Below are 23319 nucleotides of genomic sequence, written 5' to 3'. Positions count from 1 at the left end.
ACTCTGTACCCCCCGCCGAGCGGCCATGCGCGGTGCGGTATTTAGTTGAACTATGAATATTGATCCGCGGACGCCCGTCGTCGTCGGCGTCGGACAGGCGGCCGAGCGCATCGACGACCCTGGTTACCGGGCCATGTCACCGGTCGAGTTGGCCGCCGCCGCCGCGCAATCCACCCTCGACGACTGCGCTGCCGCGGCTGTGGCAGCCGAGATCGACACCATCGCGGCGCTGCGGCAATTCGAGATATCCGGGCCGATGGCCGACGCCCCGTTGGGCCGGTCCAACAACTACCCGCGGTCGGTGGCCAAGCGCATCGGTGCCGAGCCTCGCCGCGCGATCCTGGAGATCGTCGGTGGTCAGGGCCCGCAGCATCTGATCACCGAGCTGGCCGGGGAGATCGCCGCCGGTCGTTCCGAGGTGGCGTTGATGTTCGGCTCGGATGCGACCTCGACCCTGCGCCATTTCGCCAAGGCCGACGAGAAGCCCGACTTCAGCGAGACGGTCGAGGGTGACCTGGAGGATCGCGGAGCCGGCATCGAGAAACTGATTTCCCGCTACACCGTCATCCACGGTCTGGTGGACGCGCCGACTCAGTACGCGCTGATGGAGAACGCCCGACGAGCGACGACCGGGCTGGGGCCGGCGGAATATCTGCGCCGGATGGCCGAGTTGTTTGCGCCGTTCAGCAAGGTCGCCGCCGGTAATCCGTACGCGGCCGCGCCGGTGGAGCGCACTGTCGAGGAACTGATCACCGTCACCGAGAGCAACCGGATAATCGCCGAGCCGTATCCGCGGTTGCTGGTCGCCCGCGATCAGGTGAACCAGGGCGCGGCGGTCTTGTTGATGTCGGTGGGGACGGCCCGGCGGCTTGGTGTTCCCGAAGACAAGTGGGTGTATCTGCGCGGGCATGCCGACTTGGAAGAGCAGGCGCTATTGGAGCGACCGGAGTTGGGTCGTTATCCAGCGGCGGTCATGGCGACACGGGAGGCGCTGGATGTGGCCGGGATCGGCGTCGACGACGTCGCCACCTTCGACCTGTACAGCTGCTTCCCGGTGCCGGTGTTCAACTTCTGCGACGGAATGGGCGTGGCTCCCGACGACCCCCGCGGCTTGACGCTGACCGGCGGGCTGCCGTTCTTCGGCGGCGCCGGCAACAACTACTCGACGCATGGCGTCGCCGAGACGGTAGCCCGAATGCGAAGCGCGCCAGGGCAGTTCGGCCTCGTCGGTGCCAACGGCGGCATCCAGAGCAAGTACTCGGTCGGGGTGTACTCGACGTCGCCCGGACCGTGGCGACCGGACCGCAGTGCGCAGTTGCAGGCCGAGATCGCCGGACGGCCCACCGTGGCGGTCACCGAGAACGCCGACGGCCGCGGCACCGTCGAGACCTACACCGTGCGTCGCGACAACGGGCGTCCGACCGGGATCATCATCGGGCGCCTTGAAGACGACAGCCGCTTCCTGGCGACCACCGAGGACGACGAGTTGATCTCCCTGTTGATTGACGGCGACCCGCTGGGGCAACAGGTCCAGGTGCGGTCGTTCGACTACGGCAACCGCTGCACCCTCTAGCCCGAGCAGGCACTCTCTAGGGCGAGCAGACGCAAAAGCCCCTCATTTCGGCACGAAATGGGGGCTTTTGCGTCTGCTCGGCATCAGACGAACGAGGCGAGCTTGCCGGCCAACCGCTCCACATACGCGGCGACCTTGTCCTCATCGCTGTCGGGCATTCCGAACAGCACCTCGGTGACGCCGAGTTCGGCCCAGCGCGCCAGCTTCTCCGCATCCGGCTTGAAGTCCAGCGCCACGATCTGCGGGGCGCCGTCCCGGCCGGCCGCGGCCCAGGTGTCCTGCAGCAATTTCACCGGCTCGTCGATGTCGAAGTCGCGCGGCGTGGTGATCCAACCGTCCGCACTGCGCGCGATCCATTTGAAGTTCTTCTCGTTGCCGGCGGCGCCCACCAGCACCGGAATGTGCGCCTGCACCGGCTTGGGCCAGGCCCAGCTCGGCCCGAACTTCACGAACTCGCCGTCGTATTCGGCCTCCTCCTGAGTCCACAGGGCGCGCATCGCCTCCAGGTATTCGCGCAACATGGTGCGACGGCGGCCGGGCGGTACGTTGTGGTCGGCCAGCTCGTCGGTGTTCCAGCCGAAACCGACGCCGAGGCTCACCCGTCCCCCCGACAAGTGGTCCAGCGTGGCAATGCTTTTGGCCAGCGTGATCGGGTCATGTTCGACCGGCAGCGCCACCGCGGTGGACAAGCGGACCCGCGACGTTACCGCGGACGCCGCCCCCAAGCTCACCCACGGATCCAGCGTGCGCATGTAGCGGTCGTCGGGCAGGGTCTCGTCACCCGTGGTCGGGTGGGCAGCTTCGCGCTTGATCGGAATGTGAGTGTGTTCTGGCACGTAGAACGTGCGAAACCCGTGATCGTCGGCAAGTTTGGCGGCTGCCGCCGGGGCAATACCGCGGTCGCTGGTGAACAGAACGAGGCCGTAGTCCATGCCCCAATTTAGAACGTGTTCTACTTTTGCCCGCGGGCGGCCCCCGTCCGCACCGGTAAGTGGACGGGCGCGCTGGTCAGCGGCCAAGGGCATTTGCCATCCAACGTGCGCTAGCGTGGTTGGTCGATGGCGTCGCAAACAGCAGCGTGGCAGTGGCGCCGCCCCGGCACCGGAAGCAACAGGAGGAGTCCATGACCTTTTCGCCCGGTAGTCCCGGCTATCAACCCGCGCAACAGGCCGGTTCGTACAGCGGCGGCACGCCGGCCGCCACACCCGCCCAAGCCGACCCCGCAGCCCCCCACGAAAGCAAGCTCGGGCAGTACTTGGCACTCGCGGTGGTGGCCCTAGGTCTGTTGGCCTACTTCTTCAGCTTCGGGCCGATGTTCCCCCATGGCTCAGAACCCGGTAGTTCCGGTGGCGAAGTGTCCTACAACGTCGCGGCGGTGGCGGCGATCACCGCAGCCGTCCTGGCCGCACTACTGGCCGGGGTTAGTCTGCTCCCCAAGGTCGCCGGCTACGTGACGACCTCGGGGGTGCTCTCGGTACTCGGCGTGCTGCTGATCATCTTCGCCATCTTCAACAAACCCGACTCGTCTTCGGCCGGCTGGGCGCTGTGGATTGTTCTGGTGCTGATCGTGTTTCAAGCGGTCGCGGCCGTCGGAGCGTTGCTGCTCGATGCCGGAGTCATCACCGCCCCGACGCCGCGCCCCAAGTACGACCCGTTCAGCGGGTACGGCCAGTACGGTCAATACGGTCAATACGGCGGGCAGCCCGGCGGGTACTACGGTCAGCCAGGTGCACAGCAGTCCGCGCCCAACCCGGTTCAGGCGCAGCAGCCGCCCGGGTACGGCTCGCAGCAGTTCGGCAACTACTCGTCGAGCCCGAATCCCCAATCCGGCGGATTCCCTGCGCAGCCGACACAGGTCGTCTCCCAGCCGCAGCATCAGCCGCCGGCGAGCCACACTCCGCCCACCGGATTCCCCAGCTTCAGCCCGCCCCCGCCGGTCAGCGCCGGCTCGGGTTCGCAGGCTGGGTCGGCGCCGGTCAACTACGGCAACCAATCCGGTGGACAACAGTCGTACGGCCAGGATCAGCAATCGTCGCCTGGTTCGGCTCCGGTCTAACCGTGCGCTGTCGCGCCTAGTCGGTCCCGCGCGCCAAGAGTGACACGGGTGTCGGCACGAAACGAGGACAACCGGGTAGCGGGGGCCCGTCAGGCGCGCGACCTCGTCCGGGTCGCTTTCGCCCCGGCCGTGGTAGCGCTCGTCGTGATCGCCGCGGTCACGCTGCTGGAACTGTTGATCGCCAACAGCGACATGACCGGCGCACTCGGCGCCATAGCCAGCATGTGGCTCGGCGTGCACCAGGTGCCGATCTCGATCGCCGGCCGCGAGTTGGGCGTCATGCCGCTGCTGCCGGCGATGTTGATGGTCTGGGGTACCGCACGGACCACCGCGCGGGCGACTTCGCCGTATTCGTCGTGGCTGGTGGTGCGCTGGGTCGTCGCCTCGGCCCTGGGCGGCCCGCTGCTGATGACGGCGATCGCGCTGGCGGTCATCCACGACGCGTCCTCGGTGCTGACCGAACTGCAGACGCCCAGTGCGTTGCGGGCGTTCACCAGCGTGCTGGTGGTGCACGCGATCGGGGCTGCGATCGGCGTGTGGTCCCAGGTGGGACGACGGGCGTTGGGTGCATCCCCGTTGCCCAATTGGCTGGGCGATTCGTTGCGCGCGGCCTTCGCCGGTGTGGTGGCGTTGCTGGGGTTGTCGGGGATGGCGACGACGGGATCGCTGGTCGTCCATTGGGCGACCATGCAGGACCTGTTCTCCATCACCGACTCCATCTGGGGTCAGTTCAACCTCACCGCGCTGTCGCTGCTGTACGCGCCCAACGTCATCGTCGGCGCCTCGGCGATCGCGGTAGGGTCCAGCGCGCACATCGGCTTCGCGACGTTCAGCTCGTTCACGGTGTTCGGCGGCGACGTGCCGGCACTTCCTATCCTGGCCGCCGTACCCACTCCCCGGCTCGGTCCGGTATGGGTCGCGCTGCTGATCATCGGAGCGGCATCCGGCGTGGCGGTGGGCCAGCAGTGCGCGCGGCGACCGCTGCCGGCGGTTGCCGCCTTCGCCAAACTAGTGGTGGCCGCCGTCGTCGGAGCTTCGGCTATGACGTTGCTCGGCTACGCCGGTGGCGGCAAATTGGGCAACTTTGGTGACGTGGGGGTGGAGCTGAGCACGCTGTTCCTCGGCACACTCTTCTGGTTCGCCGGGGTCGGCGCGCTGACCGTGGTGATGGCCGGGGGGATCCGACGGCGTCCCCGACGACCTCGCCCGAAACCCGACGCGGAAGAGGAAACCGTGTTGGGGGCATACGACGAGGATCTCGAGCAGGACGAGGATCTCGAGCAGGACGAGGTCGTCGAGGACGAGGACGCGCCCGTCGACCGAGATGAGGACGAAGTGCAGGAGTTGCCGCGCGAGAGTTGAGCGCTCCCCCACGCTGCCGCGCGGGCGTTGAGCGCTTCTCGTCCGCCCACGCTGCCGCGCGGGCGGCATCGTCGCCCGCAGCTGCCGGATTTGTCGGGCTCCTCCTCCCCCCACGCTGCCGCGCGGGCGGCATTGTCGCCCGACTAGGCTCGCCTCGTGCCGGAACCCCTGCGTGTACCTCCCAGTGCACCGGCGCGGCTTGTAGTGCTGGCATCGGGCACCGGTTCGCTGCTCGACGCGATGCTCAAGGCGGCGACGGGCCAGTACCCGGCGCGGGTGGTGGCCGTCGGCGTGGACCGCGACTGCCGGGCTACCCAGATCGCCGCCGAGGCCGCGATACCGGCCTATGCCGTGCGGGTCGGCGACCATCCCAGCCGCGACGCCTGGGACGCCGCGATCACCGAAGCCACCGCCGCACACGAGCCCGACCTCATCGTCTCCGCCGGATTCATGAGAATCCTTGGCCCGCAATTCCTTTCACGATTCTCTGGCCGCACGATCAACACTCACCCGGCGTTGCTGCCGGCCTTCCCCGGTGCCCACGGCGTGGCCGAAGCGCTGGCCTACGGTGTGAAAGTCACCGGCTGTACGGTGCACCTGGTGGATGCCGGCGTGGACACCGGTCCGATCCTGGCGCAGCACCCCGTCGAGGTGTTCGACGGCGACGACGAAGAAAGCCTGCACGAACGCATCAAAGTCGTGGAGCGACAACTGCTGGTGGATGTAGTGGCCGCGATGGCCACCCGAGGCGTAACGGTGACGGGACGGAAGGCGGCCATAGGATGAGCACACGATGAGCACCGACAAGAAGCCGATTCGTAGGGCATTGATCAGCGTCTACGACAAGTCCGGATTGATCGACCTCGCCCAGGGGCTCGCCGCCGCCGGGGTCGAGATCGTCTCGACCGGATCGACCGCCAAGACCATTGCCGACAAAGCGATTCCGGTCACCCGCGTCGAGGAACTGACCGGCTTCCCGGAGGTGCTCGACGGGCGAGTCAAGACCTTGCATCCGCGCGTGCACGCCGGACTGCTGGCCGATATGCGCAAGCCCGAACACCAAACCGCCCTGGCCGAACTCGGCATCAAGGCGTTCGAACTCGTGGTGGTCAACCTCTATCCGTTCAGCCAGACCGTCGACTCCGGCGCGGGCGTCGACGACTGCGTCGAGCAGATCGACATCGGCGGGCCGTCCATGGTGCGCGCCGCTGCCAAGAACCATCCCAGCGTCGCCGTGGTCACCGACCCGCGCGGCTACGACGGCGTGCTCGCCGCGGTGCGCAACGGCGGATTCACGCTTGCCGAACGAAAGAAGCTGGCCTCGTTGGCGTTTCAGCACACCGCCGAGTACGACATCGCGGTCGCCACCTGGATGCAGTCCACCCTGGCCCCCGAGGAACCCGCGCAGGAATTCCCGCACTTCGTCGCCCGCAACTGGCGTCGCGCAGCGACGTTGCGCTACGGCGAGAATCCGCACCAGCAGGCCGCCCTGTACACCGACCCGGCGGCCTGGCCCGGTCTGGCGCAGGCCGAGCAGCTGCACGGAAAAGAGATGTCCTACAACAACTTCACCGACGCCGACGCCGCCTGGCGCGCGGCGTTCGACCACCAACAGACCTGCGTGGCAATCATCAAGCACGCCAATCCGTGCGGCATCGCCATCTCCGATGTCTCCGTCGCCGACGCGCACCGCAAGGCCCACGAATGTGACCCGCTGAGCGCTTTCGGCGGAGTGATCGCAGCCAACACCGAGGTCACTGTCGAGATGGCCGAGTACGTCAGCACCATCTTCACTGAAGTGGTCGTCGCGCCGGCCTACGCGCCGGGGGCCCTGGAGGTGCTGACGCGCAAGAAGAACATCCGGGTGCTGCTGGCCTCCGAACCGATGGCCGGCGGCCACGAACTGCGCGCGATCAGCGGCGGTTTGCTGATCCAGCAACGCGACCAGCTCGACGCCGCGGGTGACGATCCGAACAACTGGACCCTGGCCACCGGAGAACCCGCCGACCCCGCCACCCTCACCGACCTGGTCTTCGCCTGGCGCGCCTGCCGCGCCGTCAAGTCCAACGCGATCGTGATCGTCGCCGACGGTGCCACCGTCGGTGTCGGCATGGGTCAGGTCAACCGCGTCGACGCCGCCCGGCTGGCCGTCGAACGAGGCAATGCACGCGGCGACCAGCGGGTCAGGGGAGCGGTCGGCGCATCGGATGCGTTCTTCCCGTTCCCGGACGGGCTGGAGACGCTGACGGCCGCGGGAGTCAAGGCCATCGTGCACCCCGGTGGCTCGGTGCGCGACGACGAAGTGACGGCGGCGGCCACCAAGGCAGGGATCACGTTGTACCTCACCGGGGCCAGGCACTTCGCGCACTAGCTCCGTCCGCCGAGAGTGAAATCCACGACCGACACGCCGCAGAGTGCGTCGGGAAAGTCACTCTCGTCGGCACAACCCAAGGCAGGGTCGTAGCGTGGAGAGGTGACTTCACCGAGCAATCTGCCCCGTACCGTTGGCGAGCTGCGTGCCTCCGGCCATCGTGAGCGCGGCGTCCGGCAGGAAATCCGGGAAAATCTACTGACCGCTTTGGCCGACGGCGACGACGTGTGGCCGGGGATCCTAGGTTTTGACGACACCGTGATCCCCCAGTTGGAGCGGGCACTGATCGCCGGACACGACTTCGTCCTGCTGGGTGAACGCGGCCAGGGCAAGACCCGGCTGCTGCGGGCGCTCACCGGACTTCTCGACGAGTGGACGCCGGTGATCGCCGGCGCAGAGCTCGGCGAACATCCCTACAGCCCCATCACCCCCGAGTCGATCAAGCGGGCCGCGCAGTCCGGTGAAGACCTGCCCATCGCCTGGAAGCACCGCAGTGAGCGTTACACCGAGAAGCTGGCCACCCCGGACACCAGCGTCGCTGACCTGGTCGGAGACATTGATCCGATCAAGGTGGCCGAGGGCCGCAGCCTCGGGGATCCCGAAACCATCGCCTACGGGCTGATCCCGCGGGCACACCGCGGCATCGTCGCGGTCAACGAACTGCCCGACCTCGCCGAACGCATCCAGGTCTCGATGCTCAACGTGATGGAAGAGCGCGACATCCAGGTCCGCGGCTACACGCTGCGGCTGCCGCTCGACGTCCTGGTGGTGGCCAGCGCCAACCCCGAGGACTACACCAACCGCGGCCGCATCATCACCCCGCTCAAGGACCGGTTCGGCGCCGAGATCCGCACCCACTATCCGCTGGAGCTCAGTGCCGAGATCGGGGTCATCGCCCAGGAGGCGCACTTGAGCGCAGAGGTGCCCGACTACCTGCTGCAGGTGATCGCGCGGTTCGCCCGCTACCTGCGCGAGTCCAGCTCGGTCGACCAGCGTTCGGGCGTCTCGGCGCGATTCGCCATCGCGGCGGCCGAGACGGTCGCGGCGGCAGCACGGCACCGCGGGGCGATTCTGGGGGAGACCGATCCGGTCGCCCGCGTGGTCGATCTGGGCACCATCATCGACGTGCTGCGCGGCAAGCTGGAATTCGAATCCGGCGAAGAGGGCCGCGAGCAGGCCGTGCTGGAGCACCTGCTGCGCCGCTCGACGGCCGACACCGCGTCTCGGGTGCTGGGCGGCATCGACGTCGGCACTTTGGTCGCGGCCGTCGAGGGAGGCTCGGCGGTGACGACGGGCGAGCGGGTATCGGCCAAGGACGTGCTGGCCGCGGTTCCCGGCCTGCCGGTGGTGGACAAGATCGCGACCAAACTGGGCGCCGAGTCCGAAGGGGAGCGGGCCGCGGCACTGGAGTTGGCTCTCGAGGCGCTGTACCTGGCGAAGCGGGTCGACAAGGTGTCCGGTGAAGGGCAGACGGTCTATGGCTCGTAGCGGGCACTCATCGCGTTACTCGGCGTACACCGGCGGTCCCGACCCGCTGGCCCCGCCGGTGGATCTGCGGGAGGCGCTCGAGGCGATCGGGCAGGACGTCATGGCCGGCACTTCGCCGCGCCGCGCGTTATCGGAGTTGCTGCGGCGCGGCACCGAGAACATGCGTGGGGCCGACCGGCTGGCCGCCGAGGCCAACCGCAAACGACGGGACCTGTTGCGGCGCAACAATTTAGACGGCACGTTGCAGGAAATAAAGAAGCTGCTCGACGAGGCGGTGCTCGCCGAACGCAAGGAACTGGCGCGTGCCCTCGACGACGACGCCCGCTTCTCCGAGTTGCAGCTGGAGGCGCTGCCGCCGTCGCCGGCCAAGGCCGTGCAGGAGCTCTCCGAATACGACTGGCGCAGCGGCGAGGCCCGTCAGAAATACGAGCAGATCAAGGATCTGCTGGGCCGGGAGATGCTCGACCAACGCTTCGCCGGGATGAAAGAAGCGCTGCAGGGCGCCACCGACGAGGACCGTCAGCGCGTCAGCCAGATGCTCGACGACCTGAATGACCTGTTGGACAAGCACGCCAGAGGCGAGGACACCCAGCAGGACTTTCAAGATTTCATGGACAAGCACGGCGAGTTCTTCCCGGAGAACCCGAGCAATGTCGAAGAGCTGCTCGATTCGCTGGCCAAGCGGGCCGCCGCGGCGCAGCGGTTTCGCAACAGCCTGTCCCAGGAGCAGCGTGATGAGCTGGATGCGTTGGCGCAGCAGGCATTCGGGTCACCGTCTTTGATGCAGGCGTTGAGTCGGCTCGACTCGCATCTACAGGCGGCGCGACCCGGTGAGGACTGGACCGGGCAGGAGCAGTTCTCCGGCGACAATCCGTTCGGCATGGGCGAGGGAACCCAGGCTCTGGCCGACATCGCCGAGCTGGAGCAGCTGGCCGAACAGCTCTCGCAGGCGTACCCAGGGGCCACGATGGACGACGTCGACCTCGACGCACTCGCCCGCCAGCTCGGAGACGAGGCCGCCGTCGACGCCCGGACACTGGCCGAACTCGAGCGTGCCCTAGTCAACCAGGGCTTCCTGGACCGCGGCTCCGATGGTCAATGGCGGCTGTCCCCGAAGGCCATGCGCCGATTGGGCGAGACCGCGCTACGTGATGTGGCGCAACAACTTTCGGGTCGTCACGGTGATCGGGAGACCCGTCGGGCGGGCGCGGCCGGCGAACTGACCGGCGCGACACGGCCCTGGCAGTTCGGCGACACCGAGCCGTGGAACATTTCCCGGACGCTGACGAACGCCGTCCTTCGGCAAGCCGGCACCTCGACGCTCGACGGGGGACTGCGCATCAGCGTCGACGACGTGGAGGTCTCGGAGACCGAAACCCGCACCCAGGCCGCGGTCGCACTGCTGGTGGACACCTCGTTCTCGATGGTGATGGAGAACCGGTGGCTGCCGATGAAGCGCACGGCGCTGGCGCTCAACCATCTGGTGTGCACCCGGTTCCGCTCGGATGCGTTGCAGATCATCGCTTTCGGCCGCTACGCCCGGACGGTCAGCGCCGCGGAACTGACGGGTTTGGAAGGTGTCTACGAGCAAGGCACCAACCTGCATCACGCGCTCGCGCTGGCCGGCCGTCACCTGCGTCGGCACCCCAATGCGCAACCCGTGCTGCTGGTGGTGACCGACGGGGAACCGACCGCGCACCTGGAGGATTTCGACGGCGACGGGAGGGGTTCTGCTGTGTTTTTTGATTACCCGCCGCATCCCCGGACCATCGCGCACACGGTGCGCGGATTCGATGAGATGTCCAGGCTCGGTGCGCAAGTCACGATCTTCCGGCTAGGCAGCGACCCTGGTCTGGCGCGGTTCATCGACCAGGTCGCCCGTCGTGTGGAGGGCCGGGTGGTGGTGCCGGATCTGGACGGGCTGGGTGCGGCGGTGGTGGGCGACTATCTGCGGTCCCGACGCCGCCGTTAACCGGCGCGAGCAGACGCAAAAGCCCCTGATTTCGGCACGAAATCGGGGCTTTTGCGTCTGCTCGCGCCCAGCTAGTACGCGTCCGTGCTTCGCCCGCCCCCAGGCCCGTCGAACAGGTACGGGTAGTGCACGTTCGGGTCATTCGCGGGACGGAAGCTCGGCGGGGGTGGGCCAGTGCGCCAGGCCGCGGGCAGATGGCAGCCGGTGTCGTAGGAGTAGTCGAGCGGGCTGCCGTCTCGGCCGTTCACCAAGCTGATCGTGACACCGTCGTCGCGACCCTGCGAATAGTTGGCCGAACCCATTGGCAGCGGCGGACTTCCGGGTGCGGCGTTGTTGGGTGTGAAACCTGCTGCCGCGAAACGCGGTGCGAGCTCGGTGACGATCTGCAGCCACTCGGCGGGTGTGGGCGCGGGCTCGGCGAAGAACATGTCGCTGTTTGTCTGCCGACCGATGCTGCGGGTGAACGGGTGCTGGCAGCCGTTGGTGGAGTGGCCGGCGGGCATGGCCGAAAAGCGGCTCGGCGGTGAGTGTTTCGTGATCGCCGCCCGGATCGCGCCGTCGAGGTCGGCCAGCTGTTGCTCAACCCTCTCCAGGTCGGGACGCCCGTTCACGATCTCCTGCAGCCGGTCCAACTCGGAACGGCCGGGGTTGGCATAAGGGTCGAAGGTGTTCGGTTTGACACAGCCGCTGAGCGCAACAGCGACACCGAGCAGCGTCACTGCAATACGGTTCACGGCCGGTCGGGACAATTGTCGGTCATCCAGGGGGTAATGAGGTCGGCGGGCAGTCCTGCCAGGACTACCGCCAGGTTATAGGCACTCATACGTAGGTTGCCGTTGCTGCCCATCCGGGTGTACTCGGAATGCCCGTAGGCCCGCTCGTGCAGTTGACCGTCGCCGTACGGCCCGTCGAACGCGTACCCGGTTTCGGTGGACAGTTCCGCCATGCCCGGCACGTCTTGCGGCGGGGCGCCGAACGCACCGAACGCTGGAATCAGCTCTGAGACAACGTCGTCGGCGCCGATCATGTAGTACGCGTGTCCGGGCAGCACGCCCAGTTGCGCGGCTTCGGTGAGTTCCGTGCCAGGCGAGCCGTAGAGCACGACGTCGCTGACCGGTGCGCCCTGTTGCACGGCGAGACTGGTGGTCAGTGACCCGTAGGAATGCCCGAACGCGGCGATGTGTTGGTCCGGGAGGTTGCTGGCTGCGGCCAATCCCCGGTAGAAGTTGTTCAGGGAACGCGCGCCGTCACGGGCCAGCCAATCGTGGCTGACATCCTTGAGGCTGTCCGGCGCGTCGTAGCCGAGCCATGCGATGGAGGCGACGGCGTCGGGATGCTCGACGCCGGCGTTGCGGCGCAATAGTGCCGCCTCGTTGCGCTGAAAACCCGCCTCCCGCACCATGTTCGCTACGCTGGCGCTCACTCGGCTGTTCAAGCCGCTCACCGACACGGCGACGCGTTCTGCGTTGTCGACGTCGCCAACGCCTACCGCCGCCAGCACCTTTCCGGGTTTGCTTGTGGTGTCCAGCAGGATCAGGCCGGCACCGGGATTGTCGGTCAAAGTCTGTTGCAGCGCCTGCAAGTCGGCCAACTTGCCTGGGTTGGTGTGCCAGCCATAGGCATCGAGCCAGCCCTGCTGTAGCCGATCGATTTCGCGTTGCAGCGCAGGAACATTGAGTTGGTTGCGGACGACGACTGGGATGCCGTCCAGGTTGCGGACGGCATCGGGGAACCGTTGCTTGACCTGATCCTGTTCGTTGGGGGTCAGCGACCGCCACCACAAGTTCACTTCTTGCGCAGTGCTGTTCGCCGGCGGCAACGCCGGCAGGTGAGGTGGTTGATGGGCGAGTTGGAGCTCGACTTGCGCAGCGGAGAGGTCGCCGTCGGCACCGCGAATCGCCGCCGCCAGATCCTCGTCGGCGATCTCGGCCGATAACAACAATTGCCGCATGCTTTCAGTCAGTCGCATTGCGGCTTCGAAGATGGTCTGTTGATCGGCGACCGACCGGGAGACCAGGTCGGACGGCAGCACGACCGCGCCGGTGCGGTCGTCGATGATCAGCTGGTTCTCTCGTGCCAGTCCGCGTAGCGCCTGAAGGCGCGATTTGATGGTGGCGACCTCGTCGGCCGATTGTTCGGCCGCGTGCGCGACGGCGTCGCAGGCGTCGGCGTGTTCGTCCAACACCGTCGTGGTGTGGTGGGCCGCCGCCTGCGCGGCGTCGGCGGCGTCGCCACCGAAACTCAGCAGACGCATCGTCTCGCTGAGCGCCGCCGACGCGGTGCGGGTGCCGTGTGCGCGCCTGATCGCGGCGTCGAATACCGTGCGGATCGCCGCGGGATCCCAGCGCTCGATGTCCGCCGGACTCAGCGTCATCCAAGATCGCCGACGCCGTACCGGTCCATCATCAAGAAGGCGACGGCGGCCACCTTCAAGCCGTCGGCATGGTCGCCGAAGCGGGCCAGGTGGCTCGCGCTGCTAGCCGTCCAGCAGTCCAGCAACTGCAACAACGTTCCCGCGGAGGAACCGACCCAGCCCGGGTGGGCGCCGTCGGCGTCGCGATGACTGGACTGCTGCAAGTTCAGCAGTGAGCGGCCGTGGTCGGCCAACTGATCGCCAATCCGGGCCAGCACTTCGGGACTGACCCGTACCTCTTCTGCCATGACTACCCCTCGCCGAGAACAACTTTCGGCAAAGTGTGATCGCAGACAGCGGGGCGGGCGACTCACCATGGTCAGCGCCTGTGCATGACTTGCGGCGCTTGGCGTCAAAGCGTATTACGTATCGGGTGGTGAAGGCATATCGAGCACGGGTTCGGTTTCACTCGCGCCCGTGCATGCCGGCGACAGCGCCGTGCGTGGCGTGGTGGCCGAACACCCGAGCGGGTTGCTCCGCACCGGGTCGGCCTACGTTCCGCACGGTGCGTGAACGCCCCCCGGTCGGGCGTCGTTACTTACGGAACTTGCGCGCCTTGCGCCTGATGCCCACGCCGCCCCACAGCGAGAATCCGTGGATCCGCACGTTCGGGGCGCCCGGACTGCCCCCGTCGACTACGGCGTGGTCGAAGTTGCCCATGATCCCGCGACCCTCGATCTCGACGTTGACCTCCGGCGGCAGCAGGATGGTCTGGGCGCCCATGATCGAGTACGCCTTGATGTCGACTTCGGTCGAGGTGAAGTCGGCGTAGCGCAGGTCCACCACGCCGCTACCCCAGAACGTGAACGTCGTCAGCTTCCTCGGCACGTTCCAGCGACCGCGACGCTCGAAACCGCTCATGATGGCCAGCAGCAACGTGGACGGCGCCGGATTGCACTTACCGCCGCGACGCGCGCTCACGGCTGTGCCGGGCAGATCGGCACGCAGCTGGTCGAGCTCCCGATAGGTCGTCGCCGCGTACGCTTTCGTTAGCCGCTCTTCGTATTCGTTGGGTTGCAGGCGACCCTGCTCGGCCGCGTAGGCCAGCAACTGCGCAATCTGAATGCGATCGGTGTCGGCGGCGCGCGCCAAATCCTCGCGCGTGGCGTTCACATCACGCCGGGCTGGGTTGGTCATCTCACCCGCGAGCTTACGACGTAACAGATTTGCTGCAAGAGGTGTTGGCTAAACTGCAATCTTCGTCCGGCCCAGGCGTCCCGCTCAGGACGAAGAAGCCCAGCTCGGAGGCCTTTTTTCCAGGAACGCGAGCATGCCTTCGCGCGCTTCGCCAGAAACGAACAAGCGGGCGGACTCCTCGGCGAGCCGCTGCGCGTCGCGGTCGAATCCCTCAAGCACGGCGGCGGTCGTCAGCGCCTTGGACGCCGCCAGACCCTGCGGCGATCCGCGGCCGACGTCGGCGACCACCCCGGCCACCGCGGCTTCGACGTCCTCGGCGGCCAGGGTGATCAACCCGATCTCGGCGGCTTCGCTGGCGCCGAACGTTTCACCGGTGAGGTAGTAGCGCGCCGAGGCCCGCGCGGAGAGCTTCGGCAGCAGTGTCAGGGAGATGATCGCCGGCGCGACCCCGATCCTGGCTTCGGTCAGGGCAAAGGTGCTGCGCGGTCCGGCGACCACGATGTCGCACGCTCCCACCAGACCGAATCCGCCCGCCCGCACGTGCCCGTTGATAGCCCCGATCACCGGTCGCGGCGACGCGACGATCGCGCGCAGCAACGCCGTCATCTCCTGTGCACGCGCCACCGCCAGGTCGTACGGGCTGCCTTCGCCGGCCTCACTCAGGTCGGCGCCGGCGCAGAACGTGCCGCCGGTGTGGCCGAGCACCACCACCCGCACCGCCGGGTCGTCAGCGGCGGCCCGCAGCCCGTCGTGCAGTTGGGTGACCAGAGTGGTCGACAGCGCGTTGCGGTTGTGCGGCGAGTTCAGCGTCAGCCTGGCTACCGCGCCGTCGCGCGCGTACTCGACGAGGGTGCCCATCAGTACGAGCGGGGCAGGCCGAGCGAGGTCTGCGCGACGAAGTTCAGCACCATCTCGCGGCTGATCGGCGCGATCCGCGCCAGCCGGGACGCGGTCAGCATCGCGGCCACGCCGTACTCCTTGGTCAGCCCGTTGCCGCCCATGGACTGCACGGCCTGGTCGACCGCCCGGGTGGACGCCTCACCGGCGGCGTACTTGGCCATATTCGCGGCCTGGGCCGCGGCGCCGTCGTCGCCGCTGTCGTACAACGCGGCGGCCTTCTGCATCATCAGCTTGGCCAGTTCGACCTCGATGTGGCACTGCGCCAGCGGATGCGCCAGACCCTGGTGCGCGCCGATCGGGGTGGACCAGACTTGGCGCGTCTTGACGTAATCGACGGCTTTATTCAGCGCGAACCGGCCCATGCCGACGGCGCTGGCCGCGCCCATGATGCGCTCGGGGTTCAGGCCGGCGAACAGCTGCGCGATGGCGGCGTCCTGGGCGCCGACGAGTGCGTCGCTGGGCAGCCGGACGTCGTCGAGGAACACCTGGAACTGCCGCTCGGGGCTGATCAGCTCCATCTCGATCGGCGTGTAGGTGAAGCCGGGGGCGTCGGTGGGCACGACGAACAGCGCCGGCCGCAGCTTGCCGGTTTTCGCCTCTTCGGTGCGGCCCACCACCAGCACCGCCTGCGCCTGGTCGATCCCGGAGATATAGACCTTCTGGCCCTTGAGGATCCAGTCGCTGCCGTCGCGGCGGGCGGTCGTGGTGATCTTGTGGGAGTTGGATCCGGCGTCGGGCTCGGTGATGGCGAACGCCATCGTCAGCGAGCCGTCAGCGATGGACGGGATCCAGCGCTTCTTCTGCTCTTCGGTACCGAACTTGCTGATGATGGTGCCGTTGATGGCAGGTGAGACCACCATCAGTAGCAGCGCGCTGCCCGCGGCCGCCATCTCCTCCATCACGAGCGCCAGTTCGTACATGCCGGCGCCGCCGCCGCCGTACTCCTCGGGCAGGTTCACTCCGAGGAAGCCGAGTTTGCCTGCCTCGTGCCACAATTCGTCGGTGTGCTCCTGGGCGCGCGCCTTCTTCAGGTAGTACTCGGCGCCGTAGCCCGCCGCCCACTCCGACACGGCTTTGCGCAGCGCCTGGCGGTCTTCGTTCTCGATGAAACTGGTATCAATCATTGTGGATCTCCTTCTGATTCGGGCGCTTCCACGCGTGCCAGCACGGCGCCCACTTCGACTTGTTGACCGGTGGAGACATTGAGTTCGGCAAGCACGCCGTCGTTCGGCGCGGTGATCGTGTGTTCCATCTTCATCGCCTCCAGCCAGATGAGCGGCTGTCCGGCGGTGACGGTGTCGCCGACGTCAGCACCGACGCGGATCACGTTGCCGGGCATGGGTGCGACCAAGGAGCCTTGCGCGACGGCCGAGTCGGGCTCGGGGTACCGAGGCAACGCGACCAGGTGCACCGGACCGCGTGCGGAGTCGACGTAGACGTCGTTGTGGTAGCGCGCCACGGCGAAGCGGCGGCCAACCCCGTTTTCGGCCAGCACCACTTCGTCGGGTGTCGCCGAGACCAGCTGCACGGTCGGATCGTCGGGCAGCGCCAACGCCGTTCGGGTGTAACGGTATTGGACTCGCTGCTCGCTGTCGTCGTCGTCCCGGTAGGTCTTGACCTGGAAGCCCGACGCGAGATTGCGCCAGCCGCTGGGCAGCGATCCGAACACCTTGGCGGTGGCGCGGTTGTGGGCGGCGTCGGCCAGCGCGGCGGCGATCGCCGACAACCGAACCGTCGCCGCGTCGGCCAGTGGCGCCGACAGCTCGGCCAACCCGTGGGTGTCGAAAAACGCTGTGTCGGTGGCACCGTCGAGGAATGCCGGGTGGCGCAGCACGTTCACCAGCAGCTCACGGTTGGTGCGCAGACCGTGCACCTGGGCGCGGGCCAGCGCGTCGGCGAGCACCAGCGCCGACTGGCGCCGAGTCGGCGCATACGAGATGACCTTGGCCAACATCGGGTCGTAGAAAATCGACACGGCCGAACCGTCGACGATGCCGGAGTCGAGCCGGATCCCGGTCCGGTGGCCCAGGGTTTCGAACTGGGTGCGTACCGAGGGCACGTGGATCCTGTGCACGGTGCCGGCCTGCGGCTGCCAGCCGCGCGCCGGATCCTCGGCATAGAGCCGGACTTCGATCGAATGCCCGTGCGCAACAGACGGTTCGGCGTCCAAGCGACCGCCGTCGGCCACGTCAATCTGCAGCTCGACCAGGTCGAGCCCGGTGGTCTCCTCGGTGACCGGGTGCTCGACCTGAAGGCGGGTGTTCATCTCCAGGAAGAAGAACTCGCCCTCGTCGTCGGCGAGGAACTCCACGGTGCCGGCCCCGGTGTAGTTGATCGCGGACGCGGCCAACCGGGCCGCTTCGAACAGCTTGGCCCGCATGCCCGGTGTCCGCTCCACCAGCGGCGAGGGTGCCTCTTCAATGACTTTCTGGTGGCGACGCTGAATGGAGCATTCGCGCTCACCGACAGCCCACACGGTGCCGTGCGCGTCGGCCATCACCTGCACCTCGATGTGATGCCCGGTGGGCAGGTAGCGCTCGCAGAACACCGTCGGATCACCGAACGCGGATTGGGCTTCGCGTTGCGCGGCCTCCACTTCACCTGCCAAGGCGGACAATTCGTGCACCACCCGCATGCCGCGGCCGCCGCCGCCCGCGGACGCTTTGACGAGCACCGGCAACTGGTCCTGGGTGACGGTGTCGGGGTCGAGTTCGTCGAGCACCGGAACCCCGGCGGCGGACATCAGCTTCTTGGATTCGATCTTGGAACCCATCGCCCGCACGGCGTCCACCGGCGGTCCGATCCAGGTCAGGCCTGCCTGTTGGACGGCGGCGGCGAATTCGGCGTTCTCCGAGAGGAATCCGTAGCCGGGGTGGATGGCGTCGGCGCCGGCGGCGTGTGCGGCCGCGATCAGAGCTTCGGCGTTGAGGTAGTCGTTGGTCTGCGGCAGCCGGACCCGGGCGTCGGCCTCGGCGACATGCGGCGCGGCGACGTCCGGGTCGGTGTAGACGGCAACGGTCCCCAGGCCCAGCCTCCGGCAGGTGGCGAAGACCCGACGGGCGATCTCGCCGCGGTTGGCGACCAGCACTCGAGTGATCATGGGACTCACATCCGGAAGACGCCGAAGTTCGACGTCCCCTTGATCGGGCCATTGGCGATGGCGGACAAGCAGATTCCCAACACGGTGCGGGTGTCGCGCGGGTCGATCACCCCGTCGTCGTAGAGCATCCCGGACAGGACCAGCGGCAGCGACTCCGCCTCGATCTGGCCCTCGACCGCGGCCCGCATCGCCGCGTCGGCGTCCTCGTCGACCTGCTGACCGCGGGCTTCGGCCGCCGCGCGGGCCACGATGGACAACACCCCGGAAAGTTGGGCGCCGCCCATCACCGCGGATTTCGCGCTCGGCCAGGCGAACAGGAACCGCGGGTCGTACGCGCGCCCACACATGCCGTAGTGGCCGGCGCCGTATGACGCGCCGAGCAGCAGCGAGATGTGCGGGACCTTCGAATTGGACACGGCGTTGATCATCATCGAGCCGTGCTTGATCATCCCGCCTTCTTCGTAGTCCTTGCCCACCATGTAGCCGGTGGTGTTGTGCAAGAACAACAGTGGCGTGTCAGACCGGTTGGCCAACTGGATGAACTGGGTGGCTTTCTGGGATTCCTCGCTGAACAGCACGCCGCGGGCGTTGGCCAGGATTCCGACCGGGTAACCATGCAGCTGGGCCCAACCGGTGACCAACGAAGAGCCGTACAGCGGCTTGAATTCGTCGAATTCGGAGCCGTCGACGATGCGGGCGATCACCTCGCGCGGGTCGAACGGGATGCGTAGGTCTGCGGGCACGATGCCGATGAGTTCTTCGGTGTCGAACAGCGGCTCGGTGACTTCCCGCGGCTCCGGTCCCTGCTTCTTCCAGTTCAACCGCGCCACGATACGACGCCCGATGCGGATGGCGTCGGGCTCATCGATCGCGAAGTAGTCGGCCAGACCCGAGATGCGGGCGTGCATTTCGGCACCGCCGAGAGATTCGTCGTCGGACTCCTCGCCGGTGGCCATCTTCACCAGTGGGGGACCGGCCAGGAACACCTTGGAGCGTTCCTTGATCATCACCACGTGATCGGACATGCCCGGCACGTATGCACCGCCCGCGGTGGAGTTGCCGAATACCAGTGCGATGGTGGGGATTCCGGCCGCCGACAGCCGGGTCAGGTCGCGGAACATCCGTCCACCCGGGATGAAGATCTCTTTCTGGGTGGGCAGATCCGCACCACCGGACTCCACCAGTGAGATCACCGGCAGCCGGTTCTCGAAGGCGATCTGGTTCGCCCGCAAGATCTTCTTCAGCGTCCAGGGATTGCTGGTACCGCCTTTGACCGTGGGGTCGTTGGCGACGATCATGCACTCCACGCCTTCGACGACACCGATTCCGGTGACCGTGCTGGCACCCACCTTGAACGCGCTGCCCCAGGCCGCCAGCGGGCTCAACTCCAGGAACGCCGAGTCCGGGTCGACGAGCAGCTCGACGCGCTCGCGCGCCGTCAGCTTGCCCCGGGCATGGTGGCGCTCAACGTATTTCGGTCCGCCGCCCTCGACGGCGTTGGCGAATTCGGCTGCGATCTCGTCGAGTTTGGTCGTGGTGGCCGCGGCGGCGTCGTTGAAGGCATCGGCGGACGGATCGAGGGTGGACCTCAGCACGGTCATGATTGGTATCCCAGGAGTTTGGCGGCCAGGGCGGTGAGGATTTCGGTGGTTCCGCCGCCGATGCCGATGATTCTCATGTCCCGGTACTGGCGTTCGATCTCTGACTCCGCCATGTACCCCATGCCGCCGAACAACTGGACGCCTTGATTGGCCACCCACTCGCCGGCCTCGACGGCAGTGTTCTTGGCGAAGCACACCTCGGCGATCAGGTTGTCCTCTCCGGCCAACTGACGTTCCACGACATGCCGGGCGTAGACACGGGCGACGTCGATGCGCCGCGCCATCTCGGCGAGCGTGTTCTGCACCGCCTGCCGCGAAATCAACGGCCGGCCAAAAGTTTCCCGGTCGCGACACCATTGCGCGGTGATGTCCAGGCAGCGCTGCGCACTCGAATATGCTTGCGCGGCAAGGCCGATGCGTTCGGAGACGAATGCCTGTGCGATCTGCAGGAAGCCGCTGTTCTCCGCCCCGACGAGGTTCGCGACGGGCACCCGGACGTCGGTGTACGAGAGCTCGGCGGTATCGGAGGACCGCCAGCCCATCTTGTCCAGCTTTCGGCTCACCTCGAAGCCGGGCGTGTCCTTGTCGACGACGACCAGCGAAACTCCGCCCGCGCCGGGCCCGCCGGTGCGTACCGCGGTCACGACGAAGTCGGCGCGCACCCCCGAAGTGATGTAGGTCTTGGCCCCGTTGATCACGTAGTGATCGCCGTCCCGCACGGCCGATGTCCGCAGATGCCCGACGTCGGATCCGCCGCCGGGTTCGGTGATGGCCAATGAGCCGATCTTCTCGCCGGCCAACGTCGGACGCACGTAGGTGTCGATCAGTCGCTCATCGCCGGATGCGATCATGTGCGGCACCGCGATCCCGCAGGTGAACAGCGAGGCGAACACCCCGCCCGGCGCGCCGGACTGGTGCATTTCCTCGCAGATGATCACCGCGTCGACGCCGTCCCCGCCGCCACCACCGACCGCCTCGGGGAAGTTCGCCCCCAGCAGGCCCGCCTCACCCGCACGCCGGTGCAGGTCGCGGGGAAGATCACCGGTGCGTTCCCATTCGTCGATGTTGGGCAGGATTTCCCGTTCGGCGAACGACCGCACGGTCTTTCGCAACTGTTCGCGTTCGGGGGTGGTCCAGATGCTCACAACAACCTCTCCGGAATGTCGACGTGGCGGCTGCGCAACCATTCACCCAGCCCCTTGGCCTGCGGGTCGAAGCGCGCCTGGTAGGCGACGCCTTGGCCGAGGATTCCCTCGATCACGAAATTCACCGCCCGCAGATTGGGCAATACGTGCCGGGTCACTTCCAGGCCGCCCGCTTCGGGAAGAAGTTCCTTGAGCAGTTCGACGGTCAAGGTGTTGGCCAGCCACCGCCACTGCTCGTCGGTGCGGACCCACACCCCCACATTGGCCGAGCCGCCCTTGTCACCACTGCGCGCGCCCGCGATCAGTCCCAGCGGCACCCGCCGGGTCGGTCCGGCCGGCAACGGCTCCGGCAGGGCCGGCGCAGCCGCCGGTTCCAGCACCAAAGTGTCTGCGGCAGGCTCGATCTCGATACGCGTACCGTCAGCGTGCACCGCGACGTGCGGCACCAGGCCGGCGTCGACATAGCCGGGAGTGAACACCCCGTACACCTGACCGTCGCCGGGCGGGGCGGTGGCGGTGAATCCCGGATAGCTGGCCAGCGCCAATTCGACTGCGGCACCGGAGAATTTGCGTCCCACGTTGGCGGGGTCGGGGTCACGCACGACGCAGCTGAGCAGCGCGCTGGCGGTCTGTTCGGTGTCCGCGTCGGGGCGGTCGGTGCGCGACAGTGTCCACTCCAACTCGGCGGGCTGCACCGTCATCGTGGCCTCGAGCTGGCGTCGCACCAACTCCGCTTTCGCCTCGATGTCCAGTCCGGTCAGCACGAACGTCATGGAGTTGCGGAATCCGCCGATGCTGTTCAGCGACACCTTCAGTGTCGGCGGGGGCGGTTCGCCGACGACGCCGCTGATGCGGACCCGGTCAGGTCCGTCCTGGGCGAGCTGGACGCTGTCCATCCGGGCCGTCACGTCCGGGTTGGCGTAGCGGGCGCCGGTGATCTCGTAGAGCAGTTGGGCGGTGACAGAGTCGACGCTGACCAGGCCGCCGGTGCCGGCATGCTTGGTGATCACCGCCGATCCGTCGGCGTCGACCTCGGCCAGCGGGAAGCCGGGGTAGGTCAGGTCCGGTATCTCGGTGAAGAAGGAGAAGTTGCCGCCAGTGGCCTGGGTGCCGCACTCGATGACGTGGCCGGCGACGACGGCGCCGGCGAGCCGGTCGTAGTCGGTGCGGCCCCAACCGAAGTGCGCGGCGGCCGACCCGACGATCACCGAAGCGTCGGTGACCCGGCCGGTGACCACGACGTCGGCGCCGGCGGCCAGGCAGTCCGCGATGCCCCATCCGCCCAGGTAGGCGTTGGCCGTCAGGGGTGAACCCAGTCCCAGTTCGGCGGCGCGGGGTTGCAGGTCGTCGCCCTCGACGTGGGCCACCCGGACCGGGACACCCAGCCGCTCGGCCAGGGCGCGCACCGCGTCGGCCAGTCCGGCGGGGTTGAGGCCGCCGGCGTTGGCGACGATGCGCACCCCACGCTCGTGGGCCAGGCCCAGACACTCCTCGAGCTGGGTCAGGAAGGTCTTCGCGTAGCCGCGGTCGGGATTTTTCATCCGGTCGCGGCCCAGAATCAGCATGGTCAGCTCGGCCAGATAGTCGCCGGTGAGATAGTCCACCTCACCGCCGGTGAGCATTTCGCGCATGGCTGAAAGCCGGTCACCGTAGAAACCGGAGCAGTTCGCGATACGCACGGCACCAGAACGGGCCAATGCGCGTCCTCCCTCCGTCGGGATCGATCAACCAACCAACCGGTAGGTTAGCGGGTACCGCCGGTGTCGCGTCAACCGGCTCGGACCCCCGCAAAGCCTCCGACCCGGCCCGATTTTGGCGACCAGCAGGTCCACCGACTATCCTGATCGGCAACTGTCGCCACGCGGGCGAAGGATGCCGCGCGACACACCCGACCGAAACCCCGAACGAGGAGTCAGGCCCGACCATGGCCACACCCAAGCGCAGGATGTCGCGCTCGAATACCCGCAGCCGGCGCTCGCAGTGGAAGGCCACCGCCACCGAGCTGGTGGGCGTCAACGTTGCCGGTCAAAAACACAAGGTGCCGCGGCGGCTGCTCAAGGCCGCTCGCCTGGGCCTGATCGACCTCGACAAGCGCTGACAAAGCGGCTGACAAACGCTGGATTGACCGACTCCTCAGCGGACCACCGGGTGGCCCGCTTTGTCGTCCGGTCGGCGCGCCTCTCAGCCCGCTCTCAGGCCTT

The 23319-nt window shown here is 67.5% G+C and carries 19 protein-coding genes; 8 read left to right on the top strand and 11 right to left on the bottom strand.

Translation table 11 applies throughout. From position 1 onward, the window contains the following. The first annotated feature begins 52 nt into the window (after positions 1-52). A complete protein-coding gene (locus AC5Y47_RS23155; protein WP_499946591.1) occupies positions 53-1573 on the top strand; it encodes an acetyl-CoA acetyltransferase in 1521 nt (506 codons plus the stop codon). Between the two features lie 83 nt (positions 1574-1656). Here the strand turns inward: AC5Y47_RS23155 and AC5Y47_RS23150 are convergent, their stop codons facing one another. Beyond that, positions 1657-2505, bottom strand: a complete 849-nt coding sequence (locus AC5Y47_RS23150; protein ID WP_499946590.1) for an LLM class F420-dependent oxidoreductase — start codon at positions 2503-2505, stop codon at positions 1657-1659. 191 nt (positions 2506-2696) lie between these two features. On the opposite strand from AC5Y47_RS23150, the gene AC5Y47_RS23145 reads away from it, so the two are divergent. From AC5Y47_RS23145 to AC5Y47_RS23120, 6 genes are all read left to right on the top strand, one after another. Continuing rightward, positions 2697-3629, top strand: coding sequence for a DUF5336 domain-containing protein (locus tag AC5Y47_RS23145; protein WP_499946589.1), 933 nt, complete (start codon positions 2697-2699; stop codon positions 3627-3629). A 39-nt stretch (positions 3630-3668) separates the two neighbouring features. Then, on the top strand, positions 3669-4991 hold the full coding sequence (locus AC5Y47_RS23140) for a cell division protein PerM (RefSeq protein WP_499946588.1): 1323 nt from the start codon (positions 3669-3671) through the stop codon (positions 4989-4991). A gap of 156 nt (positions 4992-5147) precedes the next feature. Then, complete coding sequence (gene purN / locus AC5Y47_RS23135) at positions 5148-5777, top strand: phosphoribosylglycinamide formyltransferase (protein ID WP_499946587.1); 630 nt, start codon at positions 5148-5150, stop codon at positions 5775-5777. Between the two features lie 7 nt (positions 5778-5784). Further along, on the top strand, positions 5785-7362 hold the full coding sequence (purH, locus tag AC5Y47_RS23130; RefSeq protein WP_499946586.1) for a bifunctional phosphoribosylaminoimidazolecarboxamide formyltransferase/IMP cyclohydrolase: 1578 nt from the start codon (positions 5785-5787) through the stop codon (positions 7360-7362). Between the two features lie 102 nt (positions 7363-7464). Beyond that, the gene (locus AC5Y47_RS23125) at positions 7465-8850 is read left to right on the top strand and encodes a sigma 54-interacting transcriptional regulator (RefSeq protein ID WP_499946585.1); all 1386 of its coding nucleotides are present in this window, start codon (positions 7465-7467) and stop codon (positions 8848-8850) included. Then, positions 8840-10822 (top strand): VWA domain-containing protein, encoded by a 1983-nt coding sequence (locus AC5Y47_RS23120; protein ID WP_499946584.1) that lies wholly within the window; start codon positions 8840-8842, stop codon positions 10820-10822. Before AC5Y47_RS23125 ends, AC5Y47_RS23120 begins: the two co-directional genes overlap by 11 nt. A 71-nt stretch (positions 10823-10893) precedes the next feature. Here AC5Y47_RS23120 and AC5Y47_RS23115 read toward each other — a convergent pair whose 3' ends face one another. From AC5Y47_RS23115 to AC5Y47_RS23070, 10 genes are all read right to left on the bottom strand, one after another. Continuing rightward, on the bottom strand, positions 10894-11547 hold the full coding sequence (locus AC5Y47_RS23115) for an LppA family lipoprotein (RefSeq protein WP_499946596.1): 654 nt from the start codon (positions 11545-11547) through the stop codon (positions 10894-10896). Positions 11548-11552: 5 nt separating this feature from the next. Next, positions 11553-13196 carry an alpha/beta hydrolase gene (locus tag AC5Y47_RS23110; protein WP_499946583.1) on the bottom strand — a complete coding sequence of 548 codons (1644 nt, stop codon included), beginning with the start codon at positions 13194-13196 and terminating at the stop codon, positions 11553-11555. Then, positions 13193-13483 carry a hypothetical protein gene (locus AC5Y47_RS23105; protein WP_499946582.1) on the bottom strand — a complete coding sequence of 97 codons (291 nt, stop codon included), beginning with the start codon at positions 13481-13483 and terminating at the stop codon, positions 13193-13195. The genes AC5Y47_RS23110 and AC5Y47_RS23105 overlap by 4 nt, the downstream gene beginning before the upstream one ends. A 286-nt stretch (positions 13484-13769) precedes the next feature. Next, on the bottom strand, positions 13770-14372 hold the full coding sequence (locus tag AC5Y47_RS23100; RefSeq protein WP_499946581.1) for a DUF1707 SHOCT-like domain-containing protein: 603 nt from the start codon (positions 14370-14372) through the stop codon (positions 13770-13772). A gap of 84 nt (positions 14373-14456) precedes the next feature. Further along, the gene (locus tag AC5Y47_RS23095) at positions 14457-15230 is read right to left on the bottom strand and encodes an enoyl-CoA hydratase family protein (RefSeq protein ID WP_499946580.1); all 774 of its coding nucleotides are present in this window, start codon (positions 15228-15230) and stop codon (positions 14457-14459) included. Then, complete coding sequence (locus AC5Y47_RS23090) at positions 15230-16396, bottom strand: acyl-CoA dehydrogenase family protein (RefSeq protein WP_499946579.1); 1167 nt, start codon at positions 16394-16396, stop codon at positions 15230-15232. The genes AC5Y47_RS23095 and AC5Y47_RS23090 overlap by 1 nt, the downstream gene beginning before the upstream one ends. After that, entirely contained in the window at positions 16393-18372 is a 1980-nt protein-coding gene (locus tag AC5Y47_RS23085; protein WP_499946578.1) for an acetyl/propionyl/methylcrotonyl-CoA carboxylase subunit alpha, read from the bottom strand. The genes AC5Y47_RS23090 and AC5Y47_RS23085 overlap by 4 nt, the downstream gene beginning before the upstream one ends. Positions 18373-18377: 5 nt before the next feature. Continuing rightward, complete coding sequence (locus tag AC5Y47_RS23080) at positions 18378-19967, bottom strand: acyl-CoA carboxylase subunit beta (RefSeq protein ID WP_499946595.1); 1590 nt, start codon at positions 19965-19967, stop codon at positions 18378-18380. Between the two features lie 2 nt (positions 19968-19969). Beyond that, complete coding sequence (locus AC5Y47_RS23075) at positions 19970-21118, bottom strand: acyl-CoA dehydrogenase family protein (protein ID WP_499946577.1); 1149 nt, start codon at positions 21116-21118, stop codon at positions 19970-19972. Beyond that, positions 21115-22797 carry an acyclic terpene utilization AtuA family protein gene (locus AC5Y47_RS23070; protein WP_499946576.1) on the bottom strand — a complete coding sequence of 561 codons (1683 nt, stop codon included), beginning with the start codon at positions 22795-22797 and terminating at the stop codon, positions 21115-21117. The genes AC5Y47_RS23075 and AC5Y47_RS23070 overlap by 4 nt, the downstream gene beginning before the upstream one ends. A 245-nt stretch (positions 22798-23042) precedes the next feature. Here AC5Y47_RS23070 and rpmF point away from each other — a divergent pair, with 245 nt between their 5' ends. Then, positions 23043-23216 carry a 50S ribosomal protein L32 gene (gene rpmF / locus AC5Y47_RS23065; protein ID WP_499946575.1) on the top strand — a complete coding sequence of 58 codons (174 nt, stop codon included), beginning with the start codon at positions 23043-23045 and terminating at the stop codon, positions 23214-23216. The last annotated feature ends 103 nt before the right edge of the window (positions 23217-23319 follow it).

It is taken from the genome of Mycobacterium sp. NGS22 (assembly GCF_059813095.1).
This window is presented reverse-complemented; position numbering and strand designations above follow the sequence as displayed.

What these genes read in the sequence shown, in the direction of transcription:
- AC5Y47_RS23085 (WP_499946578.1), bottom strand. Translation starts at nt 18,372, where the DNA reads ATGATCACTCGAGTGCTGGTCGCCAACCGCGGCGAGATCGCCCGTCGG.
- AC5Y47_RS23155 (WP_499946591.1), top strand. Translation starts at nt 53, where the DNA reads ATGAATATTGATCCGCGGACGCCCGTCGTCGTCGGCGTCGGACAGGCG.
- AC5Y47_RS23100 (WP_499946581.1), bottom strand. Translation starts at nt 14,372, where the DNA reads ATGACCAACCCAGCCCGGCGTGATGTGAACGCCACGCGCGAGGATTTG.
- AC5Y47_RS23110 (WP_499946583.1), bottom strand. Translation starts at nt 13,196, where the DNA reads ATGACGCTGAGTCCGGCGGACATCGAGCGCTGGGATCCCGCGGCGATC.
- AC5Y47_RS23150 (WP_499946590.1), bottom strand. Translation starts at nt 2,505, where the DNA reads ATGGACTACGGCCTCGTTCTGTTCACCAGCGACCGCGGTATTGCCCCG.
- purH (WP_499946586.1), top strand. Translation starts at nt 5,785, where the DNA reads ATGAGCACCGACAAGAAGCCGATTCGTAGGGCATTGATCAGCGTCTAC.
- AC5Y47_RS23090 (WP_499946579.1), bottom strand. Translation starts at nt 16,396, where the DNA reads ATGATTGATACCAGTTTCATCGAGAACGAAGACCGCCAGGCGCTGCGC.
- AC5Y47_RS23145 (WP_499946589.1), top strand. Translation starts at nt 2,697, where the DNA reads ATGACCTTTTCGCCCGGTAGTCCCGGCTATCAACCCGCGCAACAGGCC.
- rpmF (WP_499946575.1), top strand. Translation starts at nt 23,043, where the DNA reads ATGGCCACACCCAAGCGCAGGATGTCGCGCTCGAATACCCGCAGCCGG.
- AC5Y47_RS23105 (WP_499946582.1), bottom strand. Translation starts at nt 13,483, where the DNA reads ATGGCAGAAGAGGTACGGGTCAGTCCCGAAGTGCTGGCCCGGATTGGC.
- AC5Y47_RS23095 (WP_499946580.1), bottom strand. Translation starts at nt 15,230, where the DNA reads ATGGGCACCCTCGTCGAGTACGCGCGCGACGGCGCGGTAGCCAGGCTG.
- AC5Y47_RS23120 (WP_499946584.1), top strand. Translation starts at nt 8,840, where the DNA reads ATGGCTCGTAGCGGGCACTCATCGCGTTACTCGGCGTACACCGGCGGT.